Genomic DNA, 24,677 nt, shown 5'->3' on the forward strand with positions numbered 1-24,677 from the left:
TTTTTTATTCTAGTTTTTTGTTTTCACTATTGCTATTTTGAGAGGATTCTTTTTTATTCTCCTCTTTAGGAGGAGAAGGTTTTTCTTCTGGCTTCTCCTCATTTTTTGGTGGGTCTTCTTCAGGAGTCTCCTCCTTGGGCTTTTCTGGTTTTGTTGGAGGAGTCTCCGGAGGATTTTCCTTTTCTCCGGGAGGCTTCTCTTTGGGGTCTTTCTGGGCTGGTGGCTTCTCCTTTTGAGGGTCTTGTTCTGAAGAAGGCTCATCTATTTTTTCATCCTCTTTTTCATCTTCAGAAGTATCTGGAGACTTAGGGGGAGCTGTATATTTGGGAACAGTTCCCTGTATGAAGAGTTCCCCATAGGGCGCATTGGCTGTCACAATCCCCCTTGGCATAGAGGGAAACTCTCTTGCAGGTAGGCCCTTGTGAATAGCGGTCATTACCTTTTCCCACATGGAGGCAGGCCCAGGTTTAGAACCTCCATATATGCCAATATTTAAATAATAAGTTCTTCCATTGGCTACAACGTGGTTTTCATCATACCCATACCAAACTGCTGCTGAGTAATAGGGGGTATAGCCTACAAACCATGCATGCATATTTTCATTTGTAGTTCCTGTTTTTCCTGCGATATTTACTCCAGGGACAGATAAATTAGTGGTTCCTCCCTTGGGCACATCCTTTAAGACATCTGTCATTAAGTAAGCAGTTTGGGGAGAGATAACATCTATTTCCTCACTCTCATGCTCTAAAACAATCTTCCCTGTGGAATCTACTACCTTAGTATAAAAGGTAGGAGAGACCCTTTTGCCTTGATTAGGGAAGGTGGAAAATGCACTAGCCATAGCTAAAGGGGTTTGACCATGAGTATACCCTCCTAGGGATAGAGCAGCAGGTACCATATCATTATGACTTCCTTCCTTTACGATGGATAAGCCAAATTTCTCCCCATACTTTACAGAATTTTCTAGTCCTACATCTTGCCAAGCTTGCACGGCTACGGTATTTATAGACTTATATAGAGCATTTCGTACTGTGGTTATTCCTGAATACCCACCTCCGGCATTTCTAGGTTTATAGCCTTTAACATTGATGGGAGCATCATTGTAGGTATTGGCTAGGGTCAAGGTTTTTTCCTCAAGTCCTGGGGCATATACAGTAAGAGGCTTTGTGGCAGAACCAGGTTGAAAGGATCGTAAAGCCCTATTCATAGAGAGATTACTTTGTTTATGTCTACCACCCACAATTCCCTTCACTTTCCCCGTAGAATTTTCAATAATCACCATGGCTCCCTCAGGGGTATAGTTTACTTCTCTGCCCAATTCCTTAGATTTTTCCTGGGAAGCTTTTTGAGCCCTAGAGGATTGTTTGGGAAATAGGCTATCGTTTTTGAAGTTCTCTTCTAAGATGGATTGAATATTACTGTCTATAGTAGAGGCGATAGTCAGACCTCCATTTAACAGATAATCAGCTGCCTTCTCCTTGGCCTCCTCCTCGGGTATGCCAGAATAGTACTCCTCTATAAGGTCCTTTAGAACTTGTTCATATACTGCGTCAGTAAAGTAGGAGTACAAGGGGGGCTCTAAGGGAGTGGTCAGACCAAAATCATTATTTTTAATCTGAGCTTTAGCTTCTTGATATTGTTTTTCATTAATGAAGCCCAATTCATTCATTTTGCTAAGTACTGTTAATGCTCGTTTCTCATTATTGAGGGAATGCACAACTTTTCCCTCATTATCCACGGCTATAGCAAAACTTTCATCTTCCTTTTTTTCTATAATATAAGGTTTATAGGTGGTAGGAGCCTTTGGAATAGCTGCTAATATAGCTGCCTGAGCTATAGAAAGTTCATCCACACCTTTTCTAAAATATGTCTTTGAAGCTGCTTGTATACCATGGGCATAGGCAAAATTAATTTTATTTAAATAGGCTTCCAAAATTTTATCCTTATCCATGGTTTTTTCTAATTGAATAGCAAGATAGGCTTCTTTAATCTTTCGACTAAGTTCTTTTTTAGGGCTCAAATGAGTTAGCTTTATTAATTGCTGGGTAATGGTACTACCACCAGCACTGGTTAGATTTCCTGATTTCAAACCATGAAGAGCAGCTCTGCTAATTCCCTTTATATCTACGCCTGAATGCTCATAGAATCTTTCATCTTCAATAGCAATAAAGGCATTGAGGACGTGTTTCGGGATTTCTTCTACGGTGACAATTTCTCTTTTTTCCTTTCCCTGTAGTTCTTCGTAGAACTGACCCTTTTCGTCTAAGATAACAGAAGGTTGTGCGTACAAGAAATTATTCATATCTAGGGGAGGAGCTTCTTTTACATAGGTATAAGTTAGTCCCATAGTGGTTCCTGATAGGACAAAGGCAATAAACAAAATAGCGATTAATATGTATTTTAAAGATTTTGTGATGCTGTTTTTTTTCATGGTCAAATCTCCTCCAATTATTTATTTCTTAATATAATATGCCCCTAGGGGATGTATAAAAACTAAAATGTTATGAAATATACTTTTAAAAAAGTACGCTAAAAACAAAGGATTAATTAAATAAAGGATACCTTAAGGTTATGTCGAATCAATATATACTATGTATAGATATTGTTTTATTGTCTTCATTAATATTTACCCAACCAATATATATATAATATTACAAGTGAGAAATATGAATAATATTATGAAAAAAGCAAAAGAAGTTTTAAACTATCATCATGTATTATATGCAGGTAAGCATTATATTAGTATACCAGAAACAGAGAGCAATTTAAGGAATGTTTTAATCCTGTTAGAGAGGAATGAATATATAGTGATTTGTATGATAAAATGGGTATATAGTTATATAAAAATGATAACAACAATAAAAGTAAGTGAGGAAATTCATGGGATATCATTTCGTCAAAATCAGCGATAAGGAATTTGTAAAATATCTTTATAAAAAACTTAAAGAAGACGAGGTAACAGGACTTTCCGCCCAAATAGCCTATTTTCTTTTACTATCTATTATTCCTTTTTTAATCTTTGGAATCACACTTTTGGCTTACTTGCCAATTTCAACCCATTATGTAATTGATCTATTTAAGAATATTGCTCCTATTGAAATGTTTGAATTGGTGCAAAATGCCATCACTTCTGTATTAGACACCAAAAGAGGAGATATACTATCCATGAGCATATTGATGACTCTATGGACTGCTTCTAACGGGATTAATGCCATCATAAAAGCCTTGAATAAGGCTTATAATGCAGTGGAAAATAGGGGATTTATTTTAAACCGACTTATCTCTGTGCTCTTGGTATTGGGATTGGTATCTGCTGTCGGTATTGCCCTAATATTATCCGTCTTTGGAAATTTAATAGGAAAATATTTATTTAGTTACCTGGGAGTACCCCATTCTTTTCTGATTTTCTGGAATATTGCTAGAATATTAGGAAGCTTTGCTTTGTTAGTACTGATATTTGCTTTATTATACTTTATTGCTCCCAACAAGAAATTAAAATGGAAGGAAATCTTTGCAGGATCCATATTTGCTGCCATAGGTTGGGTACTGGTATCTTTAGTATTTTCATTTTATGTAAATAATTTTGGAAATTATTCCGCCACCTATGGAAGTTTGGGAGGAGTGATCATATTAATGCTTTGGCTATATCTCTCGGGAATGATTCTGATTATTGGTGGAGAGATAAATGCTACAGCTGAATATTTTAGGCAAGAAGGGCTTAAAAGGGAGACGGCATGAGAGCTTGGTCTCTACTTATGAAGTATATGTTTATTCTATGAATATAATTTATCTATAAATAAGTACAATATTCATAGATGATATTTTGTATAATGATCACAAAGGTGACGGAAGTAATTTGTCGAAATTTTAACTGTAGAGAAAAAAATTAAAAACTAATAAAAACTATGTAAAGAGTTGAGGAGGTAAAACATGAAATCGTTTAATTATGTTAAGGCCACAACACTGGAAGAAGCTAGTAATATCCTCATTGAAAATGGAGCGAAAGCGACAATCTTAAATGGTGGAACAGACCTTCTTGTAAGATTAAGAGAGAACTTAATTCAACCAGAGGCAATTGTGGATATTAAAGGTATTCCAGAATTAAAAGACACTTATTATGATGAAAACACAGGGCTCACTATTGGTGCTATGACCACCATGAATGGATTGGGAGAGATAAAAGAAATACAAGAAAACTATGCATTCTTAGCAGATGCAGCCCATACAGTAGGTTCTCTTCAAATTAGAAATAGAGCAACCCTTACAGGAAACATTTGTAATGCTTCACCTTTAGCAGATACCGCTACTTCTCTATTGGTTCTAGAGGCAAAAGTAAATACTTATCATGCTAAAAATGGTAGAAGATCTATTGCTATTCATGAATTTTTTACGGGCCCAAGAACCAACACTTTGGAAATGGGTGAAATCGTTACATCTATCACTATTCCTCCTACCAAAGGAAAAGGGATCTATATTAAGAATGCCCGAAGAGAAGAAGTTGATTTAAGTACAGTAGGAGTAGCTGTTTTCAAAGAAGACAATGGTCAATTTAGAATAGCCTTAGGGGCGGTTGCTGCTACACCTATTCGAGCGTATAAAGCAGAAGAGATTATTAGCAATCAAGAAGTAACAGAGGATAGGATAGAACAAGCTGCCAAGGTAGCAAGAGAGACGGCTACACCTATTACAGATATTCGTGCATCTAAAGAATATCGTTCTGAAATGGTAGAAGTAATGACTAGAAGAGCGATAAAAAAATTAATTGAAGCTTAGGAGGGAAAGAAATGTTTGAAATTACCTTTACAATAAACGGTGAAAAACTGACTAAGCAAGTTGAGCCTAATAAGACCTTGCTAAAATATATAAGAGAAGATTTAGATTTAACGGGTACAAAGGAAGGTTGTGGAGCAGGAGAATGTGGAGCTTGTACCATTCTTGTAGATGGAAAAGCTACTAATGCCTGTTTAATGCTAGCCGTAGAAGCGGATGGCAAAGAAATTACTACCATAGAAGGGGTATCAGATGGATATAATTTAGATCCACTACAAGATGCTTTTATTGAACATGCAGCTCTACAATGCGGATTTTGTACTCCTGGTATGATTTTATCTGCTAAAGCTTTATTGAAAAACAATCCTCATCCTACGAGAGAAGAGGTAAAAAGAGCCATCAGTGGTAACCTTTGTCGTTGTACAGGCTATAAAAAGATAATAGATGCTATTATGGATGTAGCTGAAAATAATAAGGAACAGGGGGAAGCGTAAATGAATTTTGTTGGTCAAAGTGTAAAAAGAGTTGACGGTGTAAGAAAAGCTACTGGCTATACGAAATATGCAGATGATATTAAAATGTCTAAAATGCTATATGCTAAGGCAAAAAGAAGTCCCCTTGCTCATGCTAGAATTGTAAGCATAGATACTAGCAAAGCAGAGGCATTGTCAGGAGTAAAAGCAATAATTACTGGGCAAGACGTTAAAACAAAAGTAGGCTTATACCTTGAAGATAAAACTTTCCTTGCTGTAGACAAGGTAAGATACGTAGGGGAAGCTGTGGCAGCAGTAGCAGCTGAAACCGAAGCAATTGCGGAAGAAGCTTGTGATTTAATCGAAGTAGAGTATGAAGAATTACCTGGTGTTTTTAGTATTAAAGATGCTATAGCTCCAGATGCCTCATTAGTGCATGAGGAGTTAGGCGACTATAAACATGGATCCATTTTCTTCCCTGAAGCTGGAACCAATATTGCTAACCATTATAAAATTAGAAAAGGAGATATTGATAAAGGCTTCGCTGAGGCAGATTTTGTTTTTGAAAATGAGTACTATGTGCCTCAAATTCAACACTCTCCTATTGAAACTCACTGTACTATTGCACAAGCAGAACCCGATGGTAAAATCAATGTTTGGGCAGGTTGTCAATCACCCTATGCAGTTAGAAAAGCTCTTGCTGCAGCGTTGCACTTACCTCTTCACAAAGTAAGAGTTGTATCCCCACAAGTAGGTGGAGGATTTGGTGGAAAAGCTGGTACTACATTGGAAGGAATTGTTATTCCTTTGGCCCAAAGATGTCTAGGAAGACCAGTAAAAATGACCTATACAAGAGAAGAAGAATTTATTGCAAGTTTCGTACGTCAAGGATTACTAGGGAAAATGAAAACGGGTGTAAACAAAGAAGGTAAAATTGTTGCCCAAGAAATTGTGTACTATTGGGATGGAGGAGCTTATACAGAGTATGGCGTAAATATTGCTCGTTCTGGTGGTTATTCATCAGTAGGGCCTTATGATGTTCCTAATGTAAAGGCAGATTCTATATGTGTATATACTAACCATCCAGTAGGCGGACCTTATAGAGGATTTGGTATGTCAGAAATCCATTTCTGTATCGAACAAAACATGGATGCTATTGCTGCAGAGATGGGAATGGATCCTGCTGAGTTTAGAAAACTAAACTGTCTAAAAGATGGTGGCCATAACGTAACTGGACAAGAAGTTCACAATGTTGGTTTGGTAGACTGTATTGATGCGGTAACAAAGGATATGAATTGGGACCAAAAGGTAAGCTTAGAGATTAAAGATGGTAAAATTAGAGGAAAAGGAATTTCCCTTGCCTTTAAAGCACCTTCTATGCCTAACAACGTACCTTCTTCCTCCATTATCCGATTTAATGAAGATGGTACTGCCCATTTATCAGTAACCGCAATGGATATAGGACAGGGTTCAGATACTGCCCTAGTGCAAATCGCTTCTGAAGTACTTCAATTGCCACCAGAAAGAATCTTAATGACTACTGGGGACACCGAGAATACACCTTATGAATGGCAAACCGTTGCTAGTCGTATCACATATTGTGCTGGTAATGCAGTATATAGAGCAGCTGAAGATGCGAAAAATCAATTTATTGAATTAGCAGCTGAAGGATTAGGAGTATCTCCTGAGGAACTCGAATTAAAAGATGGAGCAGTAGTATCAAAAACAGATTCAAGCAAGAAAATGCCTTTTGACCAATTATCTATGGGCTTGACTATGCCAGATGGATCTGGTATTCATGGACCAATTATTGGACGTGGAGCTTTCATTCCACCAGAAGTTAAGGATACTGATCCTGAAACTGGCCAAGGAGAAAAGCCAACAGCATTCTGGACCTATGGAGCTCAAGTAAGTGAAGTAGAAATCGATGTTGAAACTGGACATATCACTGTACCTGCTACAGCTGCTGCTTTTAATGTGGGTAAAGTTATTAACCCTCAACTTTGTGAAGCTCAAATAGAGGGAGGAATTGTTCAAGGTATAGGATCTATACTTTGGGAAGAAATGGTATTGGATCATGGAGTGGTTAAAAATCCAAGCTATGTAGATTATAAAATTCCTACAGCTTTTGATATTCCAGAAATGAAAATTACAATGGTTGAAATAGAAGAACCAACTGGACCTTTTGGTGCTAGAGGAGTAGCAGAGCCTGCTATGGTTGCCTGTGCTCCATCAGTTGCCAATGCGGTATTTGATGCTTTAGAAGTTAGAGTAGAAACCATGCCATTGACCAAGGAAAGAATATTAAATGCGGTAAAACAAAGTAAAAAAGTACAAGAATTACTAAAAAAATAATAAATTATAATTATACAATAAAATAAAGTCCAATATTGGACTTTATTTTATTGTATAATTATAAGCATCTATAAGATAGGATTATACCTAGAGAAGCTTTAGAAAAGCAAGATTAGCCTTTAAAGATGTAGGTATAGTAAAGAAGTAAAAATAAAAAGTAAGAAGATAAAGGATGAGTTACATTGAAAGAATATGATGAAAAAGAAATAGAAAAACAAGTACAGAGACATTTAAAGAGAAATTGGTTTTGCAGCTATATGGATGGTATCTTTATCATTGGAGGGATGGGATTTGTGGCTTTACCCACCATACTAACTTATTTTGCCAGTGAATTTACTGATTCACGGGTGATTATTGGTATGCTTACCTCGATTTCTCTTTTAGGTAAATATCTCCCCCAAATGTTTGGAGCAAAGATTTTGGAAGGCACCTCCCACAATAAGAAATATGTTAGTATTTTTGGTTTTTTACAAAGAGTACCTTGGTTTATCATGGCCTTTATTACTTATTCTTATGGAAAACAAAATCCTACCTTTACTTTGGCTGCATTTTATTTATTGTATGGTTTCTATACAGTGACAAGTGGGATGTTTAGCCCAGGATGGTTAGATTTAATTGCCAAGGTAATCCCCGTTAATTTAAGGGGGAGATTTTTTGGACTGCGAAAATTTATCGGAGGAGGAATGCAATTTATAGGATCCTTTGCCGTAGCATGGCTCTTTAGAAGGTTTTTATTTCCTATGAATTATACCTTAGCATTTTTAATAGCAGGGGTAATGTCATCCGTTTCTTATTTATTCTTGATTAGTATGAAAGAGGTAGGAAAACCCCGAAATGCAAAAGATATCACCATGCTAGAATATTTAAAGAGATTGCCTGTCATATTAAAAGGGGATAAGAATTTCACTCGCTATATTGTTTCAGCAGCCTTCATCGTATTTTTTAATATGGCCAATGCCTTTTATATTATCTATGGGAAGGAACAACTAAATATAGGACCTGAAACCATAGGGGTTATTACAGGAATTTTATTGGCAACCCAGTCAATATTTAGTGTTGTCTGGGGCTACATCAGTGACAAAAGTGGGCATAAGGCAATATTGGTAATCTCTACAGTATTATTTATTTCTTCAGCCTTTATGATTTTAATTGCAGATACTATTTATTTATTATATCTTGTATTTTTCCTCAATGGTGCGGCTATAAGTTCCAGAGATGTGTCTGAAATGAATATGGTAATAGAATTTTGTAGTGAGGATGAAAGGCCTACATATCTTGGATTGACCAACACCTTGATTGCTCCTTTAATGTCTCTAACACCTTTGCTAGGAGGGATAATATTGGATTATTTTAGCTATAGATCTTTAATGGCTGTATCAATAGTATTAATGATGATTGGGTTATATATTTTAGTGTTCCATGTAAAGGATCCACGAAGGATAAAAGCAAAAAAGCTCTAAGATTTAGAGCTTTTTAAAAGGGTAGCTTTTCAAAGAATAAATAATGATTAGTAGCCCATGGATTTTAACTGAATTGAATGCTTGGAACAAATTTGTAGCAATTGCCTTTGTTCTAGGGCAATATGATTGATCAATACGATCCAACTAGAATCACTCCCAGTCAAGGATTCTAGCTCTTGTAAGGTATGAATAAATCTTACATCTGCTTGGGAAACCTCTTTTAATAGTAGGGTTAATTGATAAAAATAAGCATCCTGATGGATAGGGGGAATGCTGTAATTCTCTCTGGGGGAAAGAAGAGAATTCAACTCTTTATAGAGATTTTTAAAGGCAGTAAAATGTTGATGTAAGGAGGTTTTTATATCTTTTTTGATAATTATATTATGACACCTTGCCATTTTTTGTAAAAATAAAGGATGCTCCCTAGAAAGAGATACCCAAAATCTCAATTCATAAAGAACTTGATAATAATAAAATGGGATACTGTAATATTGCATAAAATTTTCTCCTTTCTTATTCCTTCATTATATAAATATGTTTAGAAAGGAAAATATACCCATAGATTTTAAAAAAATAAAAGGAAGTCCATATTTGACGTTGGTTGTAGGAAATACAAGTTTAGTATATAATAAAGCTTGTGCTTTAATAGTCATAGATTTTTGTAAGAAAGAAGCGAGGGTGAACAAATGAAAATAGGAATTGTAGGATTACCCAATGTGGGTAAAAGTACATTATTTAATGCCATTACAAAAGCAGGAGCAGAATCTGCTAATTATCCATTTTGCACGATAGACCCAAATGTAGGGGTTGTCACAGTACCCGATGATAGATTGGAAGAGTTAAGAGTGATGAATAACTCTCAGAAAGTTATTGCTACTGCCATAGAGTTTGTGGATATTGCGGGATTAGTTAGAGGAGCAAGCAAAGGGGAAGGTCTAGGGAATAAATTTTTGTCTCATATAAGGGAAGTAGATGCTATAGCTCACGTAGTGAGATGTTTTGAAGATGGAAATATTGTTCATGTTGAGGGTAGTGTAGGTCCTATAAGGGATATGGAGACCATAAATCTTGAATTGATTTTTGCAGACTTGGAGTTGCTAGAAAGAAGAATAGAGAGAAGCAAAAAGGTTGCAAAGTCTGGAGACAAAATGGTGCAAAGGGAATTAGAAATTATTGAAAAGGTTAAAGGGATTTTAGAATCCAATAGATTAATTCATGAAAAAGATTTTACTGAGGAAGAATGGGAGTTTGTAAAGTTATTGCAGTTATTAACTGCTAAACCTACATTATATATTGCCAATGTATCAGAAGAAGATTTAGTAGGCGAAGAAAATCAAATGGTCAAAGAACTTAAGGAACACGTAAAGGATGATGATGCTGAAGTTATTCTTGTGTGTGCAAAGATAGAAGAGGAAATTGCTCAATTGGAAGATGATGAAAAACAAATGTTTTTAGAAGAATTGGGCTTACAACAATCTGGATTGGATCGAGTCATTCAGGCAGGATACAAATTGCTAGGCTTAATCACTTATCTTACAACAGGGCCACAGGAAACCAGAGCTTGGACCATTACAGAAGGAACAAAAGCTCCTCAAGCTGCAGGGAAGATTCATACTGATTTTGAAAAGGGATTTATCAGAGCAGAAATTACATCCTTTGAAGACCTAAAAAAGGCGGGATCACCAAGTGCAGCAAAAGAGAAGGGACTGACCCGACTTGAAGGTAAAGATTATGTAATGAAAGATGGGGATGTAGTTCTATTTCGATTTAACGTATAAATACAGCCCATTATACCTAGAATTTTATAGGGAGCAGCTTTGCTGCTCCTTTTCGTTATGACATAGGAGGCTCCAAAGAGGCCAAATTTTTTGAAACGATAAGTGCGGCTTTGGCCGCTTTCTTATAACAATAAGAAGGAAGGGGAAAAGATGAAAGTATTGTTAATTAGTCTAAATGCTAAATATATTCACACCAACCTGGCAATCAGATATTTAGAATCCTATTGTAGGAATAGAGAAGATATAGATATAGAAATAAGTGAGTTTACTATTAATGATAACCTACAAAGTATCTTAGGAGAAATCTACAAAAAAAGAGCCAATATTTTGGCATTTTCCTGCTATATTTGGAATATAGAAGAAAGCATGAAAATTGTCAGAATGATAAAAAAGATTCAACCTGGTATCAAAATAGTACTAGGAGGACCAGAGGTTACCTTTTATGGTACTCGTTGGATGAATAGAGCAAAGGAAATTGATTATATCGTCAAGGGAGAAGGGGAAATTAGTTTTTATGAATTGTTAGAAGAAATAAAGTTTGGCGGGGAAAATCTGCATGAAATTGAGGGGATTATTTATCGTCAGCAAGATAAAATTATAGAAAACAAGGATAGAGCTCCTTTAAAGGAATTAGATAGTGTTCCCTTTCCCTATCCCGAAGATTTATCTGATTATGAAAATAAAATTATATACTATGAAAGTAGTAGAGGATGTCCTTTTCATTGCCAATACTGTTTATCTTCTACCACTGGGGGAGTCAGTTTTTTTTCTTTGAGCAGGGTAAAAGAGGAATTGAAGACCTTTATAAATGCAAAGGTAAAACAGGTAAAATTTGTAGATCGAACCTTTAATTGTGATAAAAAGCGCACCAAAGAATTACTTAGGTATCTGATTGCCCAGGGAGGGGACACGAATTTTCATTTTGAGGTAGCGGCGGATTTAATAGACCAGGAAATGCTAGACATATTTAAAGAAGCACCAGTGGGTTTATTTCAACTGGAAATAGGGATACAATCCACTTATGCTCCTACATTGGAAGCCATTCGACGCAAGAATGACCTTTCAAAGATTGAATATGTGGTAAACCGTATTCATTCCTATAAAAATATTCATCAACACTTGGATTTAATAGCTGGATTGCCCTATGAAAGTTATGAATGTTTTAAAAAATCCTTTAATGATGTCTATGCGTTAAAACCTGATATGCTACAGTTGGGGTTCTTAAAAATATTAAAGGGCTCGGGAATTGAGGTAGATAATGAGAAATATGGATACCAATATACTCCCTATCCCCCCTATGAAGTGTTATTGAATGATCATATATCCTATGAAGAAATCCTAAAATTAAAGGCAATAGAGGATCTAGTAGAGAAATATAGTAATGCTCATATTTTTGATTATACAATAGATTATTTAATACAGCATCATTATCAATCCCCTTTTGATTTTTTTGAAGACTTTGCAATATACTGGGAGGAAAAAGATTTATATCGGCAATTCCATAGTCAGAAGTATCTATACAAAATTCTTTTAGATTATTGCAAAAGTATCTTTGGAGATTTTTCCATTATTCATGAATTGCTGAAGTTTGATTATCTATTAACTCATAAGGGGCCTTTACCAGAGTTTTTTATAGAAAATATTATTGAGAATAAAAAAGAAAAAAGTTTTGAGTTCTTAAAACATGGGAAGAATATAGAAAAGTATTTACCAGAGTATATCAATAATACCCCTAAAGAAATCTATAAAAATGTTCACTTTGAATTGTTTGATAGAGAGATTCTACAATTGCTTAAGATAAAAAAAGGCCTATTACCAACTGAAGAATTGATTTTAATGTTCCATTTTCCCAAAGAACCTAGAGAGATCAATCAAAAGTCTTTATATGATTGGGTTAATTTATAGAATGTAAGAGGGAAAAGTCTTATAAAGTCTTATTCTGAAATAGGAAAGTTGCTTATGCCTCCCACAGACCAAACTTTTCTATTTCAGTAGGGAGACCTTATTGCTTTCTGATGACTTCAAATAGATCCTACAATAAGGAATATTTACAAGATTGTGAATATACAGAAAATTTTTAACATTAGATTATTTAGGTTTTCTATGTTCTTTTTTGGATATTATGGTATTATAATAATGGTTGTAAAAATAGATTTGCAAAAGTAACCGTTTGCAAAAAGAAAAAGAGGAGGAAAAACAATGAAAAAATTAGGTTTACTTCCAAGACTGATTTTAGGTCTTGTACTGGGTATTCTAATTGGTTATGTCTCCATGGTAGCAGGGGCAGAATGGCCAGTAAGATTACTTGCAACATTTAACGGCATCTTTGGTAACTTCTTAAATTATATCATTCCATTTATTATTATTGGATTTGTGGCTCCAGGTATCGCAGATCTAGGAAAGGGAGCTGGAAAACTTCTAGGTATTACAACAGGACTAGCTTATGTATCCACTATTATTGCTGGTACAATTTCATTCTTCGTAGGTTCTGCATTATTGCCTGGAATTGTTTCAGGAGGAGGAACAGCTTCAAACCCAGAACATGCATTATTAGCAGCATTTTTTGAAATAGAAATTCCGCCAATGATGGGAGTTATGACAGCCCTTATCACTGCTTTCGTTTTAGGTCTAGGAATGGCTTCGATTAATAATAAATCCATGCTTGGAGTAATGAAAGATTTCCAACAAATTGTAGAAAAAGTTATTGGAACGGTTATTATTCCACTATTACCAATTCATATTGGGGGTATATTTGCAAATATGACCTATGCTGGTGAAGTAGCTAGTACAATGGTAGTATTTGGACAGGTTTTTGCTATCGTTATTGCACTACACATCATATATATATTGATTCAATTCTTTACAGCTGGAAGTATTTCAGGAAAAAATCCATTAAAATCCTTAAAAAATATGATCCCAGCCTATTTAACAGCTATTGGAACTCAATCTTCTGCAGCGACAATACCTGTTACTTTGGAAAGTACTAAGAAAAATGGGGTAACTGATGGAGTAGCGGATTTTGCTGTGCCATTATGTGCGACCATTCACTTATCTGGAAGCACAATTACTTTAACTATGTGCGCAATGGCAGTTATGCTGATTTCAGGAATCACACCAACTTTAGGTTCTATGTTTCCTTTCATCCTAATGCTAGGAGTTACCATGGTTGCTGCTCCTGGAGTGCCAGGGGAGCAGTTATGGCTGCCTTAGGGTTATTAACAACGATGTTAGGCTTTACAGAAGCACAATGCGCATTGATGATTGGACTTTATCTAACACAAGATAGCTTTGGAACAGCATGTAATATCACTGGTGATGGGGCCATTGCTATGATTGTAGATAAATTAGCTAAAAACAATAAAAATGTAAACACTGGCAATACTGTTGCATAATTTTTCAAAAAACCAAAAAAGAGATGGGATCCATCTCTTTTTTAAATTCAAAAAATATTTAGCCCCTATCTTATTCTAAGATAGGGGCTAAATATTTTTAAGCCGTTCTAAAAGTATCCTTGAACTGATCGACTAGTTTCATTTCTCCTGTACCGCGCTCTATATTCATTTCATAAATTTTATTGGAACCTAATTTTTCTGCAATTAAATAAGCTGCTGTTTTTGGATTAATTCGTTCACCACAGGTAAAGACATCAATACTTGCATAGCCCTGTTCTGGAAAGGTATGAATGGTTAAGTGAGATTCTGAAATAATAACTACCCCTGATACTCCTTGGGGAGCAAACTTGTGGAAGGCCACCTCTCTAACCTCTGCTCCAGCCTCTAGAGCGGCATTCACCATAGCTTTTTCAATAAGTAATCTGTCATCCAAAAAGTTAGCATCGCAATCCCATAATTCTAAAATACAATGTCTTGAATAAGTGTCCATTGCACTTTCCCCCTTTTTAATAATTTACAATCACCACGGGGGAAGGTTAGTACAACCGATAACCCAACCTGAAAGGCTAGTTAGATCAGCGATATCCCAACCCTTTAAGCAATTGTTTCATTTTTTACTTTAATCAATATAACATAAAAGATATGTAAAATCAATGAAATAAAAAGATAAATTCTCTTATAAAGGTTTATGAACGAAAAAAAATGGTTATGAATAGAATAATAAAAGGAAAGGGGAGAAATAGCATGGCTAGAAAAAAAAGAGGGTCTTCTATTTTAGCTAAATGGCTGGTAGGAGCTGTATCACTATATATTGTTTCGTATTTAATGGAGGGCATTTCCATAACAGGATTTACCGGTGCCCTATGGGCGGCAGGGATTTTAGGATTTATTAACTTATTGATTAAACCCATTATTGTATTTTTCACCTTACCTATTACCATTATTACTTTAGGATTATTTATGTTTGTTATTAATGGTATTGTGCTTTTATTGGCTGGTGCCCTGTCATCCTCTATATATGTAGCAGGACTAGGCACGGCCATTATAGGTTCACTCATTATGAGTATTATTAATTCTATTTTACTAAAAGTTTTAGATTAATCTATAAGGGAAAAAGAGGGTTAAATAGAATTAACCCTCAATGCCCTTAATGAATTTAATATAGCGATTAGAGAAACGCCTACATCAGCAAAGACTGCCTCCCACATAGTTGCTACTCCGAATGCACCCAGCAGCAAAACAATGGTTTTTATACCTAGGGCAAAGATAATATTTTGAAAAACAATTTTACGGGTTTTTTTCGCAATTTTAATAGCACTTATCAGCTTAGAAGGCTCATCGGTCATTAGGACAATGTCAGCTGCTTCAATAGCAGCATCTGATCCAAGACCACCCATGGCCACCCCAATATCTGCTCTGGCTAGTACAGGAGCATCATTGATGCCATCACCTACAAATATTAAATGTCCTTTACTTTGTTTTTTCTTCTCAAGGTCTTCCATTTTTTCTACTTTTTCATTGGGGAGTAAATCGGTGTAAACTACGTCTAAGTCTATTTCTTTGGCAATTTTTTTCCCAATGGCTTCCTTATCCCCAGTAAGCATAACCGTTTTCCTTACCCCTAATTCCTTGAGGGACTTTATGGTTTCTTTTGCATCTTCTTTTATTTCATCAGCAATTAGAATATAGCCAATATATTTTCCTTCAAGGGCAATATGCACAATAGTTTCCACTTTCGCTGTATCTTCAAAGTCTTCAACATCTTCCATGGTCATTAGCCTAGCATTGCCTATAAGGACCTTTTTACCCATTACAATAGCTTTAATGCCCTGACCTGCAATTTCCTTATAATCTGTAATTTCACCTTTGTCAATTTCTTGATTATATTTTTTTACAATAGAAATAGCTATGGGATGAGTAGAATGTACTTCTGCATAGGCAGCATATTTTAATAAATCCTCATCATCTATATTTCCCTTTGTCTGTATTTGTATAACATTAAAGACTCCTTTAGTTAAGGTGCCAGTTTTATCCATAACTACTGTATCTACATTATTTAGAGCTTCTAAATAATTTCCACCTTTAACTAAAATTCCTCTCTTGGAGGCCCCACCTATTCCACCGAAAAAACCTAGGGGAATAGAAATTACCAGGGCACAGGGGCAAGAAATAACTAAAAATACCAAGGAACGGTAAACCCATTGATGAAAAGTCGCTCCGGGCAATAATAAGGGGGGGATGATGGCTAATGCCAAAGCAGCATAAACAACTATGGGCGTATAGTATCTTGAAAATTTAGTCATAAATTGTTCAGTTTTAGCTTTATTATGACCAGCATTTTCGATTAGATCCAATACCTTGGAAACAGTGGACTCCCCAAAGGTTTTGGTGACCTTTATCGTGAGTACACCATTTTTATTAATGAAGCCACCCAGTACCTCTTCGCCAGGTTGGATCTTCCTAGGTACTGACTCTCCGGTTAAAGCAGATGTATCTACCATAGATTGACCATGGGAAACTACCCCATCAAGGGGGACTTTCTCCCCTGGTTTCACTAGGATATAGTCTCCTACATAAATATTTTCAGGAGCTACCTTAATGATCTCATCATTGACTTTTAAGTTTGCATGATCGGGTCTGATATCCATAAGATCCTTAATTGATTTTCGAGAACGACCTACAGCTAAATCTTGAAAAAGCTCGCCTATTTGATAAAAAAGCATAACCGAGATGCCTTCGGAGAATTGCCCAATGGCGAAAGCACCTATAGTAGCAATACTCATAAGGAAATTTTCGTCAAAAACTTGACCTCTGGATATGTTTTTTATGGCCCTTAGTAGAACTTCTCCACCTATTAAAAGATAGCTAAGGACAAAGAGTGGTAGGGCAATCCAAAAGTCAAAGGGGAAAATCAAAGCTAGGGCAAATAGGAAAACACCTAGTCCTAATAATAATAATTTATTTTTATTTAATGCACCACCATGATGATGATGGGAGTGGTCCCCTTCAGATGATTTCTTATTTGTTACCTCTACACTGGGTTCAAATTTTTTTACAATACTTTTTACTTCATTGAAAACAGCGTCTGTATTTTTACCATCCCTTAATTCTAGATTTAGGGTTTTTGCGACGAAATTTATATTGGCTTTTTTTACTCCATCAATCTTATTCACGTTTTCTTCAATCTTTGAGGCACAATTAACACAATTTAGGCCTTTTAGTAATAACTGTTGACTACTCATTTTAATTCCCCCCTATATATGACAAATATGAGCAAAACCAGCTTTGAGAATTTCATAGATATGATCATCATCTAAAGAATAATAAACAACTCGACCTTCCTTTCGATATTTAACCACTTTCATTTGTTTTAGCAATCTTAGCTGATGGGAAATACCCGATTGGCTAACGCCTATGACCTCAGCTAAATCGCAAACACACATTTCAGAGTTATATAGAGAAAAGATAATTTTAATGCGAGTTGAATCTCCAAAAATTTTAAAGAATTCGGCCAAATCATAGAGGCATTCTTCCTTGGGCAATACACTTTTAATCTTTTTTACCATATCTTCATGTACCACTGTAAGACCACAGACCTCAATGTTCTTAGTCATTATATACACCTCGTTTTAATATATGAACATATATTCATATTTTTGATTTTATTATAGGCACAATAATTGTTTTTGTCAACAGAATAAAATAAAAATCCGCAAGATAAATATATGCTTTTTTCTAGGGTAATATAAATTAAAGGAGATTCTCAGGAGATAAAGGGGCAATTTCTTAGAAAAATGGAATAACTTGTACTTGCTGTGTCAAGGCTATAGAATGAAATCAAACAAGCTGTAAGGATTGGAAGATATAGCAAGCAAGTAAAAATTAAAGAAGGGAAGAGAGTTATGGAGATGATATGTCCTCTTTGCAATGGATTGAAAAATTTGGCTAACCCTTGTCCAAACTGTCACGGTCAAATGACCGATAAGGGGCCAATAGAAAACTTTTATGACGATTATAGTGCATATTTGGATAAAAACATTACCCAGAGATTAGATAATGCAGATCCTAATTATTGCGTGCATCTTTTTCAATGTGATATCTGTGGTAAGGATAAGAGAATGTCGATAGATAGAGAAATGTTTTAAAACAATAAGAAAGCATCTATTGCTGGGATAAAATAAATAGGGGGCAATACTTTTAAGTATCGCCCCCTATTTATTATCTGGCTAATCTTATTCTACTACTTTATTTAATTCTTCTATTAATTCATCTACATTTATTCCATGAGCTAGAGCACCCTGCTCTATATTCTCGAAACGAGCCGCCATTCAACCAAAACAATGCATGCCAAATTCTTGAAATACTTCTGCAGTTCGTGGATAGCTATTTACAACTTCTACAATGTTCATATCTTTAGTAATTTGCATATATTCCACCTCCATATTTATCTATAGTATGAATTTACCCTTTTTATTTATACATAATAAGGGAGGATACAACTAACATGGTAATTATATCATAATATTTTTCTATAACAAGTTTTTATCTATAGAAATTTCCAGTACTCTTTTGGGTACTTTAAAAAATTTTTCAAAAACTTATTGTTATGATATCCTATTTGTTAACATCATATTTAAATAGAAAATAGAAAGATCAGGAAATAAAAATTTTGTTTTTGCGTATTTTATAATATAATGACTTTAATTACTTATCCTTTACCAAAGTTTATTTTAAAGAAATGGGGAAAAGTAATAAAAGAGTAAATAATGATGATTTATGATAAAAAGGAGAGGTCAAAAATGAAAAAATCTTTAATCGTAGTACTAATAATTCTGGTCATTGTGCTAATACCAGTTATGATGGCAGTGGGGAGTTATAATTCATTAGCACAATTAGATGAAACAGTGACTTCCCAGTGGGCTCAAGTCGAAAACCAATTAAAAAGACGGGCAGATTTAATTCCCAACTTAGTCAATACTGTAAAAGGATTTGCTGCCCAAGAACAGGATGTTTTAATAGGAGTAACAGAAGCTAGAAGTCGTTTAGAAACAGCTGCAACACCAGAGCAAGCGGCCCAAGCCAATGCAGAACTAACTGGAGCTTTAAGCAGATTAAATGTAGTGGTAGAGCGATATCCAGAATTAAAATCCAATGAAAACTTTATTCGTCTACAGGATGAATTGGCAGGTACAGAAAATAGAATTACTGTGGCTAGAAGGGATTATAATGAGTCTGCAAGGGTATTTAATAGTAAGATAAGGAGATTCCCAACAAATATTTTTGCGGGTATGCTAGGCTTTGAAAGAAGAGAATATTTTGAGATAGCAGAGCAAGACAAAGAAGTTCCAGAAGTAAATTTCCAATAGGAGGGAAAGGATGAAAACACAAAGAGTAAAAAGGATACTCTTACCTATTCTCTTTAGTTTATTATTGGTATTTGTCTTCATTCCCTTTAGTCAAACCCAGGCATTAGCAAATCTCCCATCACCTACCCAAGAATTTTATGTATATGATGAGGCCAATATTATTGATGGCCAGGTGGCCCAGTATATTGTTCAAACAAATGAAGAACTTTTTAGACAGACAGGGGCACAGGTTGTGGTGGCTGTAATAAATTCTCTTGAAGGAGAGAATTTAGATGAATATAGTAATCAATTATATCGCCATTGGGGTATTGGTGATGCCCAAAAAAATAATGGAGTATTGTTATTAGTGGCCTTAGAGGAAAGAATGGTTAGGATTGAGGTAGGCTATGGTTTGGAGGGGGCTATTCCTGATGGAAGAGCGGGAGAAATCAGGGATAGATATATCCTTCCAAACTTTCAACAACAACAATATAGTCAAGGAATTCTCCAGGGTTTTCAAGGGATTATAAATTTAGTGCAAGAAGAGTATCAAGTAGATATTACCCCTCAGGAATCTCCCTATATTGAAGAACAGCAGGAACCCCAAGAGGCAAGACAGGGACTAGGGATAATTCAAAAAATAATTATTGCTATAGTCATTTTGGTCTTTATCTTTATAGATTTTACTTTTTTCGGTGGCATGATCACTTTCTCTCTTTTTCGTGGTGCATCAAGAGGTGGATTTGGAGGAGGTAGAGGCCAAGGCGGAAATCGTGGCGGAGGTGGTTCCTCTGGTGGCGGAGGTGCCAGTGGAGGTTGGTAGACTAAAGTAAGAAGAGGACTTGTGACTTTATTTGTCCTCTTATGTGATCATATCAGTTATAAATAGGTTGTAAAAAGCGGGGGAAGACAATGGATAAAATATGGAATATTATTGGGAGTAGGGAAAAAGGTCAATCACTAGTGGAGAATATTTTGGTTGCAAAGGGGATTAGCGACCCCGAGGAAAGAAAAGAATTTTTAAGTGACAAGCCTCAAAAAACTTATAATCCCTTATCCATAAAAAACATGGATAAAGCAGTAGAAAAAATTATAGAACACTTAGATAAGAAAAGCAAAGTAATTATATTTGGGGATTATGATGTAGATGGAGTAACCTCCACAGCACTTTTGGTTGAATTTTTTAATACTTTTACAGACAAGATAGACTATTATATACCCAATAGATTTTCTGAAGGCTATGGGTTAAATAAAGAGGCTCTTTTGTATATAAAAGAAGAAATGCAAGGAGAACTTGTTATTACAGTAGATAATGGTGTAAGTTGCTATGAGGAGATAAAATATGCCCAAGAAATAGGGTTGGATATTATTGTGACGGATCACCATAATCCGCCGGAGAAATTGCCCTCCTGCATTTTAGTAAACGTAAAACAGGAGGGGGATAGCTATCCCTTTAAAGAGTTATGTGGCTGTGGAGTTGCCTTCAAGTTAGCACAGGCCCTCCAACGGGCATTAAGTTTACCTAAAAATGTACTGTCCCATGCCTTAGATTTAGTTACCCTTGCTACCATATCTGATCTAGTTCCTTTAATAGATGAAAATAGAACCATGGTAAAGTATGGTTTAAAGATAATCAATTCAAATAAAAGATTAGGGTTATCTGTATTAAGAGAGATAGCAGGCCTTAAAAATAAGGAAATTAATGCAGGCAGGATTGGCTTTACCATAGGACCATGTTTTAATGCAGCTGGACGCCTAGAGGATGCTAAATTAGGTGTCCAACTGCTTTTAGAAAAAAACAAGGTGAAGGCTCAAGAAATAGCCATTAAGCTCCATGGATTAAATAGCGAGAGACAAAGAATACAAAATGAGGGAGAGAAGATTTGTAAGGAAATGGTAGAGCAAAAATATCTAGATTCTGATTTTCTGGTATTGAGGGTGGACAAGGTTTCTGAAGGAGTCATTGGTATTATTGCAGGGAAAATAAAGGAGTTGTTCTACAAACCTACCTTGGTGGTTACAAAAGGAGAAGAGGGTTATTTAAAAGGTAGTGGAAGAAGTATAAGAGGGATAAATATATATGAGGAAATGAAAAAGGTGTCGGATTTATTTATTGGATTTGGTGGGCATGAAATGGCCTGCGGTTTTTCTATAGAAGAGGATAAATTAGAGGAATTAAGAAAGAGATTAAATGATCGTGCTAGGGCTATTAAAGAGAAAGCCCCTGACGTCTTTGTCCCTAAGGTGGATATTATTACCGAGATGCAGGCCCAGGAGTTAAATGTAGAATTGGTAAAAGAAATCTCAAAACTGGAACCCTATGGAATGGGCAATCCAAAACCCCTTTTTATTCTTAGAGATATTCAAGTAAATAGTAGTTGGACGAAAGCTTGTGGTAGTGACAAAACCCATTTAAAATTTAGTGGGAAAAAAGACGAAATTTTTTTGAGCGGGATAGGATTTTCTTTAGCCTCAAGATATCAACATTTGGGTATGCCCAATATTTTAGATGCAGCTTTTTGTGTAGAAATTAATGAATACAATGGCAAGATTACTCCTCAGATGGTAATCGAAGATATTCGTGTAGGATAAGCCATAAATGGGAATAATCCAATAGTAGGGTATAAAATAACAGAAATAAAGTAAATAAGGAGGGATATTCGTGCGATTGGCAACCTTTGGGGCAGGATGATTCTGGGGAAGTGAGGCACTTTTTAGAAAAGTGCCAGGAGTAGTAGGGACCCAAGTTGGGTATGAAGGAGGAAGTTTGGAAGATCCTACCTATGAAGATGTTTGCAGTAATAAAACTGGACATGCTGAAGTAGTGCAGATAGAGTACAATCCACAAGAAGTCTCTTATGGTAAATTGTTGGATATTTTTTGGGATAATCATAATCCCACTACTCTAAACAGCCAAGGAGCAGATAGGGGAACGCAATATAGGTCTGTGATATTTTATCACAACGAAGAACAAAAAAAAGAAGCCTTAGATTCTAAGAAAAAACTTGAAGAAAGTGGAAGATATAAAAATCCTATAGTCACCCAAATTATACCCGCTGAAACTTTTTATAGGGCTGAAGAATACCACCAACAATTTTATGAGAGAAAAGGCATAAGAATATAATATTTCCAATAATGAAAGACCATTTACAATGGTCTTTCATTATTGGAAATATTATAGAAGAAGAATAAAACAGTAGGTTAACTTTATATTTTTTACAAAAATTAACTCGTTGTGCTCGTTAAATGGAGAGTTTGCTTTGTGCAGAGGTTTAGAGTTTGTTAATGCAGCCGAAAGCGTTTTAAATCAAGTGTTTGAGCGTAGCGAGTTTTTGATACTGCTGAAGGCAAATTTACAAACTCTTGACCTTGGAACATGAGAAAATCGAAATTTAACTAGCACAACGGATAAAATTATTATTATGGCTATGCCTTTTTCTTTATTTTTGTTCAAAAGTCATATAGAATAAGTTTATGATTAAAAAATGGACCGTACTTTAGAAAGTATGACAGCCGGAAAGGTAAGGTGATTGTGTGGCAGGAGAAAATCTTCACCGCATGAATATAAATGGAAAAGAAATTATGCTAATAGGAACAGCCCATGTATCTAAACAAAGCGCAGAAGAGGTAAAGAAAATCATACAAGAGGAACAACCTGATTCGGTTTGTATAGAATTAGATGAAGCGAGATACAAATCTATTTCAGAGGGCAATAAGTGGAAGAACATGGATATCATTAAGATAATAAAAGAAAAAAGAGCGACTTTATTATTAATGAATTTAATTATGTCTACTTATCAGAAGAAAATGGCGAATCAATTTGGGATTGAACCCGGTCAAGAAATGATACAAGGTATAGAGTCTGCCCGAGAAATTGATGCCCAGCTAGTGTTAGCTGATAGAAATATTCAAATTACTTTTTCCCGTATTTGGAATGGTGTAGGTCTATGGGGAAAGATTAAATTATTATTTTCCATTGTCTTTAGTATCTTTAGTGATGAGGAAATTAGTGAAGAAGATTTGGAAAAAATGAAAACCGAGGATATGTTGAATTCAGCGTTAAATGAACTTTCCAGCAGTTTCCCTAGATTAAAAAAGTATTTGGTAGATGAAAGGGATCAATACCTGGCGCAAAAAATCAAAGATGCACCCGGAGAAAAAATTGTTGCCGTTTTAGGTGCTGCTCATATCCCCGGAATTAAAAAAGAGATAAATAATCATCATGATTTAGAAGTTTTATCCGCAAAACCACCAAAGTCAAAGGCAACACAGATTGTAGGCTGGATAATCCCTGTAATGATTATTACATTAATTATTTCTACTTTCACAATGGATGCACCCACAGGAAAGGATCAGTTGGTGAGCTGGATATTATGGAATGGAATATTGTCTTCTCTTGGGGCTGCTTTAGCTTTTGGCCATGTTTTTTCTATTCTAACAGCCTTTATTGCGGCACCAATAACTTCTTTAAATCCTTTATTGGCAGCGGGATGGTTTGCTGGGCTGACCGAGGCCTATTTAAGAAGACCTAATGTAGAAGATTTTGAAAACCTGGCACAAGATATATTCTCCTTTAAAGGATTTTGGAAAAATAGAGTGACCAGAATACTACTCGTAGTTATGCTGGCCAATCTAGGGAGTGTAATTGGTACTTGGATTGGTGGAGCGGATGTTATTCGCATGTTTATTAGAGCTATAGGCAAATAAAAAAATGCCGGGGGAGGAGAGTATCCCGGCATTCTTTTTTATTTATGGGGTTTTGTGTGAAATGAATGAATGCTTTCATCTCTACTATCAAATGATTACGGGAGGAGAGTAGTTGTGCTTATTGCTTAATATTTTCGGTGATAGGAATAAAGAAGAAAATACTTATTCTATAAGCACAATACAAAACAATGAAAAATGTAATCAATTGATAATAATTATCGTTTACTTATTTATATAATATATGGGTTATTAACAAATGTCAAGGTTTTTTTGAAAAATAAAATGTTTATTATATAGAATCTACATTTACTCGTCCATTAGGCGAAGTGCATTTAGGTTACCCGTCTCATCATAAATATTGTTTTTTATTGGTAGTATGGGCTAAAAAGAGATATAA

19 protein-coding genes and 3 pseudogenes are annotated in these 24,677 nt (G+C 35.4%); 16 read left to right on the forward strand and 6 right to left on the reverse strand.

Annotated features, from left to right (window positions below; all coding sequences use genetic code 11):
- Positions 1-4: 4 nt before the first annotated feature.
- A complete protein-coding gene (locus NSA47_RS01830; RefSeq protein WP_257529146.1) occupies positions 5-2,431 on the reverse strand; it encodes a transglycosylase domain-containing protein in 2,427 nt (808 codons plus the stop codon).
- Positions 2,432-2,880: 449 nt separating this feature from the next.
- On the opposite strand from NSA47_RS01830, the gene NSA47_RS01835 reads away from it, so the two are divergent.
- From NSA47_RS01835 to NSA47_RS01855, 5 genes are all read left to right on the forward strand, one after another.
- Positions 2,881-3,738, forward strand: coding sequence for a YihY/virulence factor BrkB family protein (locus tag NSA47_RS01835; protein ID WP_257529147.1), 858 nt, complete (start codon positions 2,881-2,883; stop codon positions 3,736-3,738).
- Positions 3,739-3,930: 192 nt separating this feature from the next.
- Entirely contained in the window at positions 3,931-4,773 is an 843-nt protein-coding gene (locus NSA47_RS01840) for an FAD binding domain-containing protein (RefSeq protein ID WP_257529148.1), read from the forward strand.
- A gap of 11 nt (positions 4,774-4,784) precedes the next feature.
- Positions 4,785-5,264, forward strand: a complete 480-nt coding sequence (locus NSA47_RS01845) for a (2Fe-2S)-binding protein (protein ID WP_257529149.1) — start codon at positions 4,785-4,787, stop codon at positions 5,262-5,264.
- Positions 5,265-7,598, forward strand: coding sequence for a xanthine dehydrogenase family protein molybdopterin-binding subunit (locus NSA47_RS01850; RefSeq protein ID WP_257529150.1), 2,334 nt, complete (start codon positions 5,265-5,267; stop codon positions 7,596-7,598). It begins immediately after the preceding gene.
- A gap of 182 nt (positions 7,599-7,780) precedes the next feature.
- A complete protein-coding gene (locus NSA47_RS01855) occupies positions 7,781-9,058 on the forward strand; it encodes an MFS transporter (RefSeq protein ID WP_257529151.1) in 1,278 nt (425 codons plus the stop codon).
- Between the two features lie 47 nt (positions 9,059-9,105).
- On the opposite strand, the gene NSA47_RS01860 is transcribed toward NSA47_RS01855, so the two are convergent.
- Positions 9,106-9,555: a DUF2935 domain-containing protein gene (locus tag NSA47_RS01860; protein WP_257529152.1), complete on the reverse strand. Its 450-nt coding sequence runs from the start codon at positions 9,553-9,555 to the stop codon at positions 9,106-9,108.
- A gap of 189 nt (positions 9,556-9,744) precedes the next feature.
- Between NSA47_RS01860 and ychF the strand changes: the two genes are divergently transcribed.
- The 3 genes and pseudogenes from ychF (at position 9,745) to NSA47_RS01875 (ending at position 14,228) form a co-directional block, all read left to right on the forward strand.
- Complete coding sequence (gene ychF, locus NSA47_RS01865; RefSeq protein ID WP_257529153.1) at positions 9,745-10,836, forward strand: redox-regulated ATPase YchF; 1,092 nt, start codon at positions 9,745-9,747, stop codon at positions 10,834-10,836.
- 150 nt (positions 10,837-10,986) lie between these two features.
- A complete protein-coding gene (locus tag NSA47_RS01870; RefSeq protein WP_257529154.1) occupies positions 10,987-12,741 on the forward strand; it encodes a B12-binding domain-containing radical SAM protein in 1,755 nt (584 codons plus the stop codon).
- 294 nt (positions 12,742-13,035) lie between these two features.
- Positions 13,036-14,228 (forward strand): annotated as a pseudogene (locus NSA47_RS01875) (dicarboxylate/amino acid:cation symporter).
- 97 nt (positions 14,229-14,325) lie between these two features.
- Here NSA47_RS01875 and speD read toward each other — a convergent pair.
- A complete protein-coding gene (gene speD / locus NSA47_RS01880; protein ID WP_257529155.1) occupies positions 14,326-14,718 on the reverse strand; it encodes an adenosylmethionine decarboxylase in 393 nt (130 codons plus the stop codon).
- A gap of 254 nt (positions 14,719-14,972) precedes the next feature.
- On the opposite strand from speD, the gene NSA47_RS01885 reads away from it, so the two are divergent.
- A complete protein-coding gene (locus tag NSA47_RS01885) occupies positions 14,973-15,329 on the forward strand; it encodes a phage holin family protein (protein WP_257529156.1) in 357 nt (118 codons plus the stop codon).
- Between the two features lie 20 nt (positions 15,330-15,349).
- Here the strand turns inward: NSA47_RS01885 and NSA47_RS01890 are convergent, their stop codons facing one another.
- Together NSA47_RS01890 and NSA47_RS01895 are read right to left on the reverse strand one after the other, a co-directional pair.
- Positions 15,350-17,470 (reverse strand): heavy metal translocating P-type ATPase, encoded by a 2,121-nt coding sequence (locus tag NSA47_RS01890; RefSeq protein ID WP_257529157.1) that lies wholly within the window; start codon positions 17,468-17,470, stop codon positions 15,350-15,352.
- Positions 17,471-17,482: 12 nt separating this feature from the next.
- Positions 17,483-17,842 (reverse strand): ArsR/SmtB family transcription factor, encoded by a 360-nt coding sequence (locus NSA47_RS01895; RefSeq protein ID WP_257529158.1) that lies wholly within the window; start codon positions 17,840-17,842, stop codon positions 17,483-17,485.
- A gap of 318 nt (positions 17,843-18,160) precedes the next feature.
- Between NSA47_RS01895 and NSA47_RS01900 the strand changes: the two genes are divergently transcribed.
- Positions 18,161-18,373: a hypothetical protein gene (locus NSA47_RS01900; protein ID WP_257529159.1), complete on the forward strand. Its 213-nt coding sequence runs from the start codon at positions 18,161-18,163 to the stop codon at positions 18,371-18,373.
- 87 nt (positions 18,374-18,460) lie between these two features.
- On the opposite strand, the gene NSA47_RS01905 is transcribed toward NSA47_RS01900, so the two are convergent.
- The gene (locus tag NSA47_RS01905; protein WP_257529160.1) at positions 18,461-18,655 is read right to left on the reverse strand and encodes a DUF1858 domain-containing protein; all 195 of its coding nucleotides are present in this window, start codon (positions 18,653-18,655) and stop codon (positions 18,461-18,463) included.
- A gap of 372 nt (positions 18,656-19,027) precedes the next feature.
- On the opposite strand from NSA47_RS01905, the gene NSA47_RS01910 reads away from it, so the two are divergent.
- From NSA47_RS01910 to NSA47_RS01930, 6 genes and pseudogenes are all read left to right on the forward strand, one after another.
- Positions 19,028-19,594, forward strand: coding sequence for a LemA family protein (locus NSA47_RS01910; protein ID WP_257529161.1), 567 nt, complete (start codon positions 19,028-19,030; stop codon positions 19,592-19,594).
- Positions 19,595-19,604: 10 nt separating this feature from the next.
- Positions 19,605-20,093, forward strand: a pseudogene (locus NSA47_RS15480) (TPM domain-containing protein); the annotation flags it as partial.
- Positions 20,094-20,310: 217 nt separating this feature from the next.
- Complete coding sequence (locus NSA47_RS15485; RefSeq protein ID WP_373370292.1) at positions 20,311-20,406, forward strand: hypothetical protein; 96 nt, start codon at positions 20,311-20,313, stop codon at positions 20,404-20,406.
- Positions 20,407-20,485: 79 nt separating this feature from the next.
- Entirely contained in the window at positions 20,486-22,165 is a 1,680-nt protein-coding gene (gene recJ / locus NSA47_RS01920) for a single-stranded-DNA-specific exonuclease RecJ (protein WP_257529163.1), read from the forward strand.
- Positions 22,166-22,277: 112 nt separating this feature from the next.
- Positions 22,278-22,697: pseudogene (gene msrA, locus NSA47_RS01925) on the forward strand (peptide-methionine (S)-S-oxide reductase MsrA); the annotation flags it as partial.
- A gap of 434 nt (positions 22,698-23,131) precedes the next feature.
- Positions 23,132-24,280: a TraB/GumN family protein gene (locus tag NSA47_RS01930; RefSeq protein ID WP_257529245.1), complete on the forward strand. Its 1,149-nt coding sequence runs from the start codon at positions 23,132-23,134 to the stop codon at positions 24,278-24,280.
- Positions 24,281-24,677: the final 397 nt, after the last annotated feature.

The organism is Irregularibacter muris (genome assembly GCF_024622505.1).
GTDB classification, from domain to species: domain Bacteria; phylum Bacillota; class Clostridia; order Eubacteriales; family Garciellaceae; genus Irregularibacter; species Irregularibacter muris.

What these genes read in the sequence shown, in the direction of transcription:
- speD (WP_257529155.1), bottom strand. Translation starts at nt 14,718, where the DNA reads ATGGACACTTATTCAAGACATTGTATTTTAGAATTATGGGATTGCGAT.
- NSA47_RS01845 (WP_257529149.1), top strand. Translation starts at nt 4,785, where the DNA reads ATGTTTGAAATTACCTTTACAATAAACGGTGAAAAACTGACTAAGCAA.
- NSA47_RS01895 (WP_257529158.1), bottom strand. Translation starts at nt 17,842, where the DNA reads ATGACTAAGAACATTGAGGTCTGTGGTCTTACAGTGGTACATGAAGAT.
- NSA47_RS01890 (WP_257529157.1), bottom strand. Translation starts at nt 17,470, where the DNA reads ATGAGTAGTCAACAGTTATTACTAAAAGGCCTAAATTGTGTTAATTGT.
- NSA47_RS01870 (WP_257529154.1), top strand. Translation starts at nt 10,987, where the DNA reads ATGAAAGTATTGTTAATTAGTCTAAATGCTAAATATATTCACACCAAC.
- NSA47_RS01835 (WP_257529147.1), top strand. Translation starts at nt 2,881, where the DNA reads ATGGGATATCATTTCGTCAAAATCAGCGATAAGGAATTTGTAAAATAT.
- ychF (WP_257529153.1), top strand. Translation starts at nt 9,745, where the DNA reads ATGAAAATAGGAATTGTAGGATTACCCAATGTGGGTAAAAGTACATTA.
- NSA47_RS01840 (WP_257529148.1), top strand. Translation starts at nt 3,931, where the DNA reads ATGAAATCGTTTAATTATGTTAAGGCCACAACACTGGAAGAAGCTAGT.
- NSA47_RS01910 (WP_257529161.1), top strand. Translation starts at nt 19,028, where the DNA reads ATGAAAAAATCTTTAATCGTAGTACTAATAATTCTGGTCATTGTGCTA.
- NSA47_RS01830 (WP_257529146.1), bottom strand. Translation starts at nt 2,431, where the DNA reads ATGAAAAAAAACAGCATCACAAAATCTTTAAAATACATATTAATCGCT.
- NSA47_RS01930 (WP_257529245.1), top strand. Translation starts at nt 23,132, where the DNA reads ATGAATATAAATGGAAAAGAAATTATGCTAATAGGAACAGCCCATGTA.
- recJ (WP_257529163.1), top strand. Translation starts at nt 20,486, where the DNA reads ATGGATAAAATATGGAATATTATTGGGAGTAGGGAAAAAGGTCAATCA.
- NSA47_RS01885 (WP_257529156.1), top strand. Translation starts at nt 14,973, where the DNA reads ATGGCTAGAAAAAAAAGAGGGTCTTCTATTTTAGCTAAATGGCTGGTA.
- NSA47_RS01850 (WP_257529150.1), top strand. Translation starts at nt 5,265, where the DNA reads ATGAATTTTGTTGGTCAAAGTGTAAAAAGAGTTGACGGTGTAAGAAAA.
- NSA47_RS01860 (WP_257529152.1), bottom strand. Translation starts at nt 9,555, where the DNA reads ATGCAATATTACAGTATCCCATTTTATTATTATCAAGTTCTTTATGAA.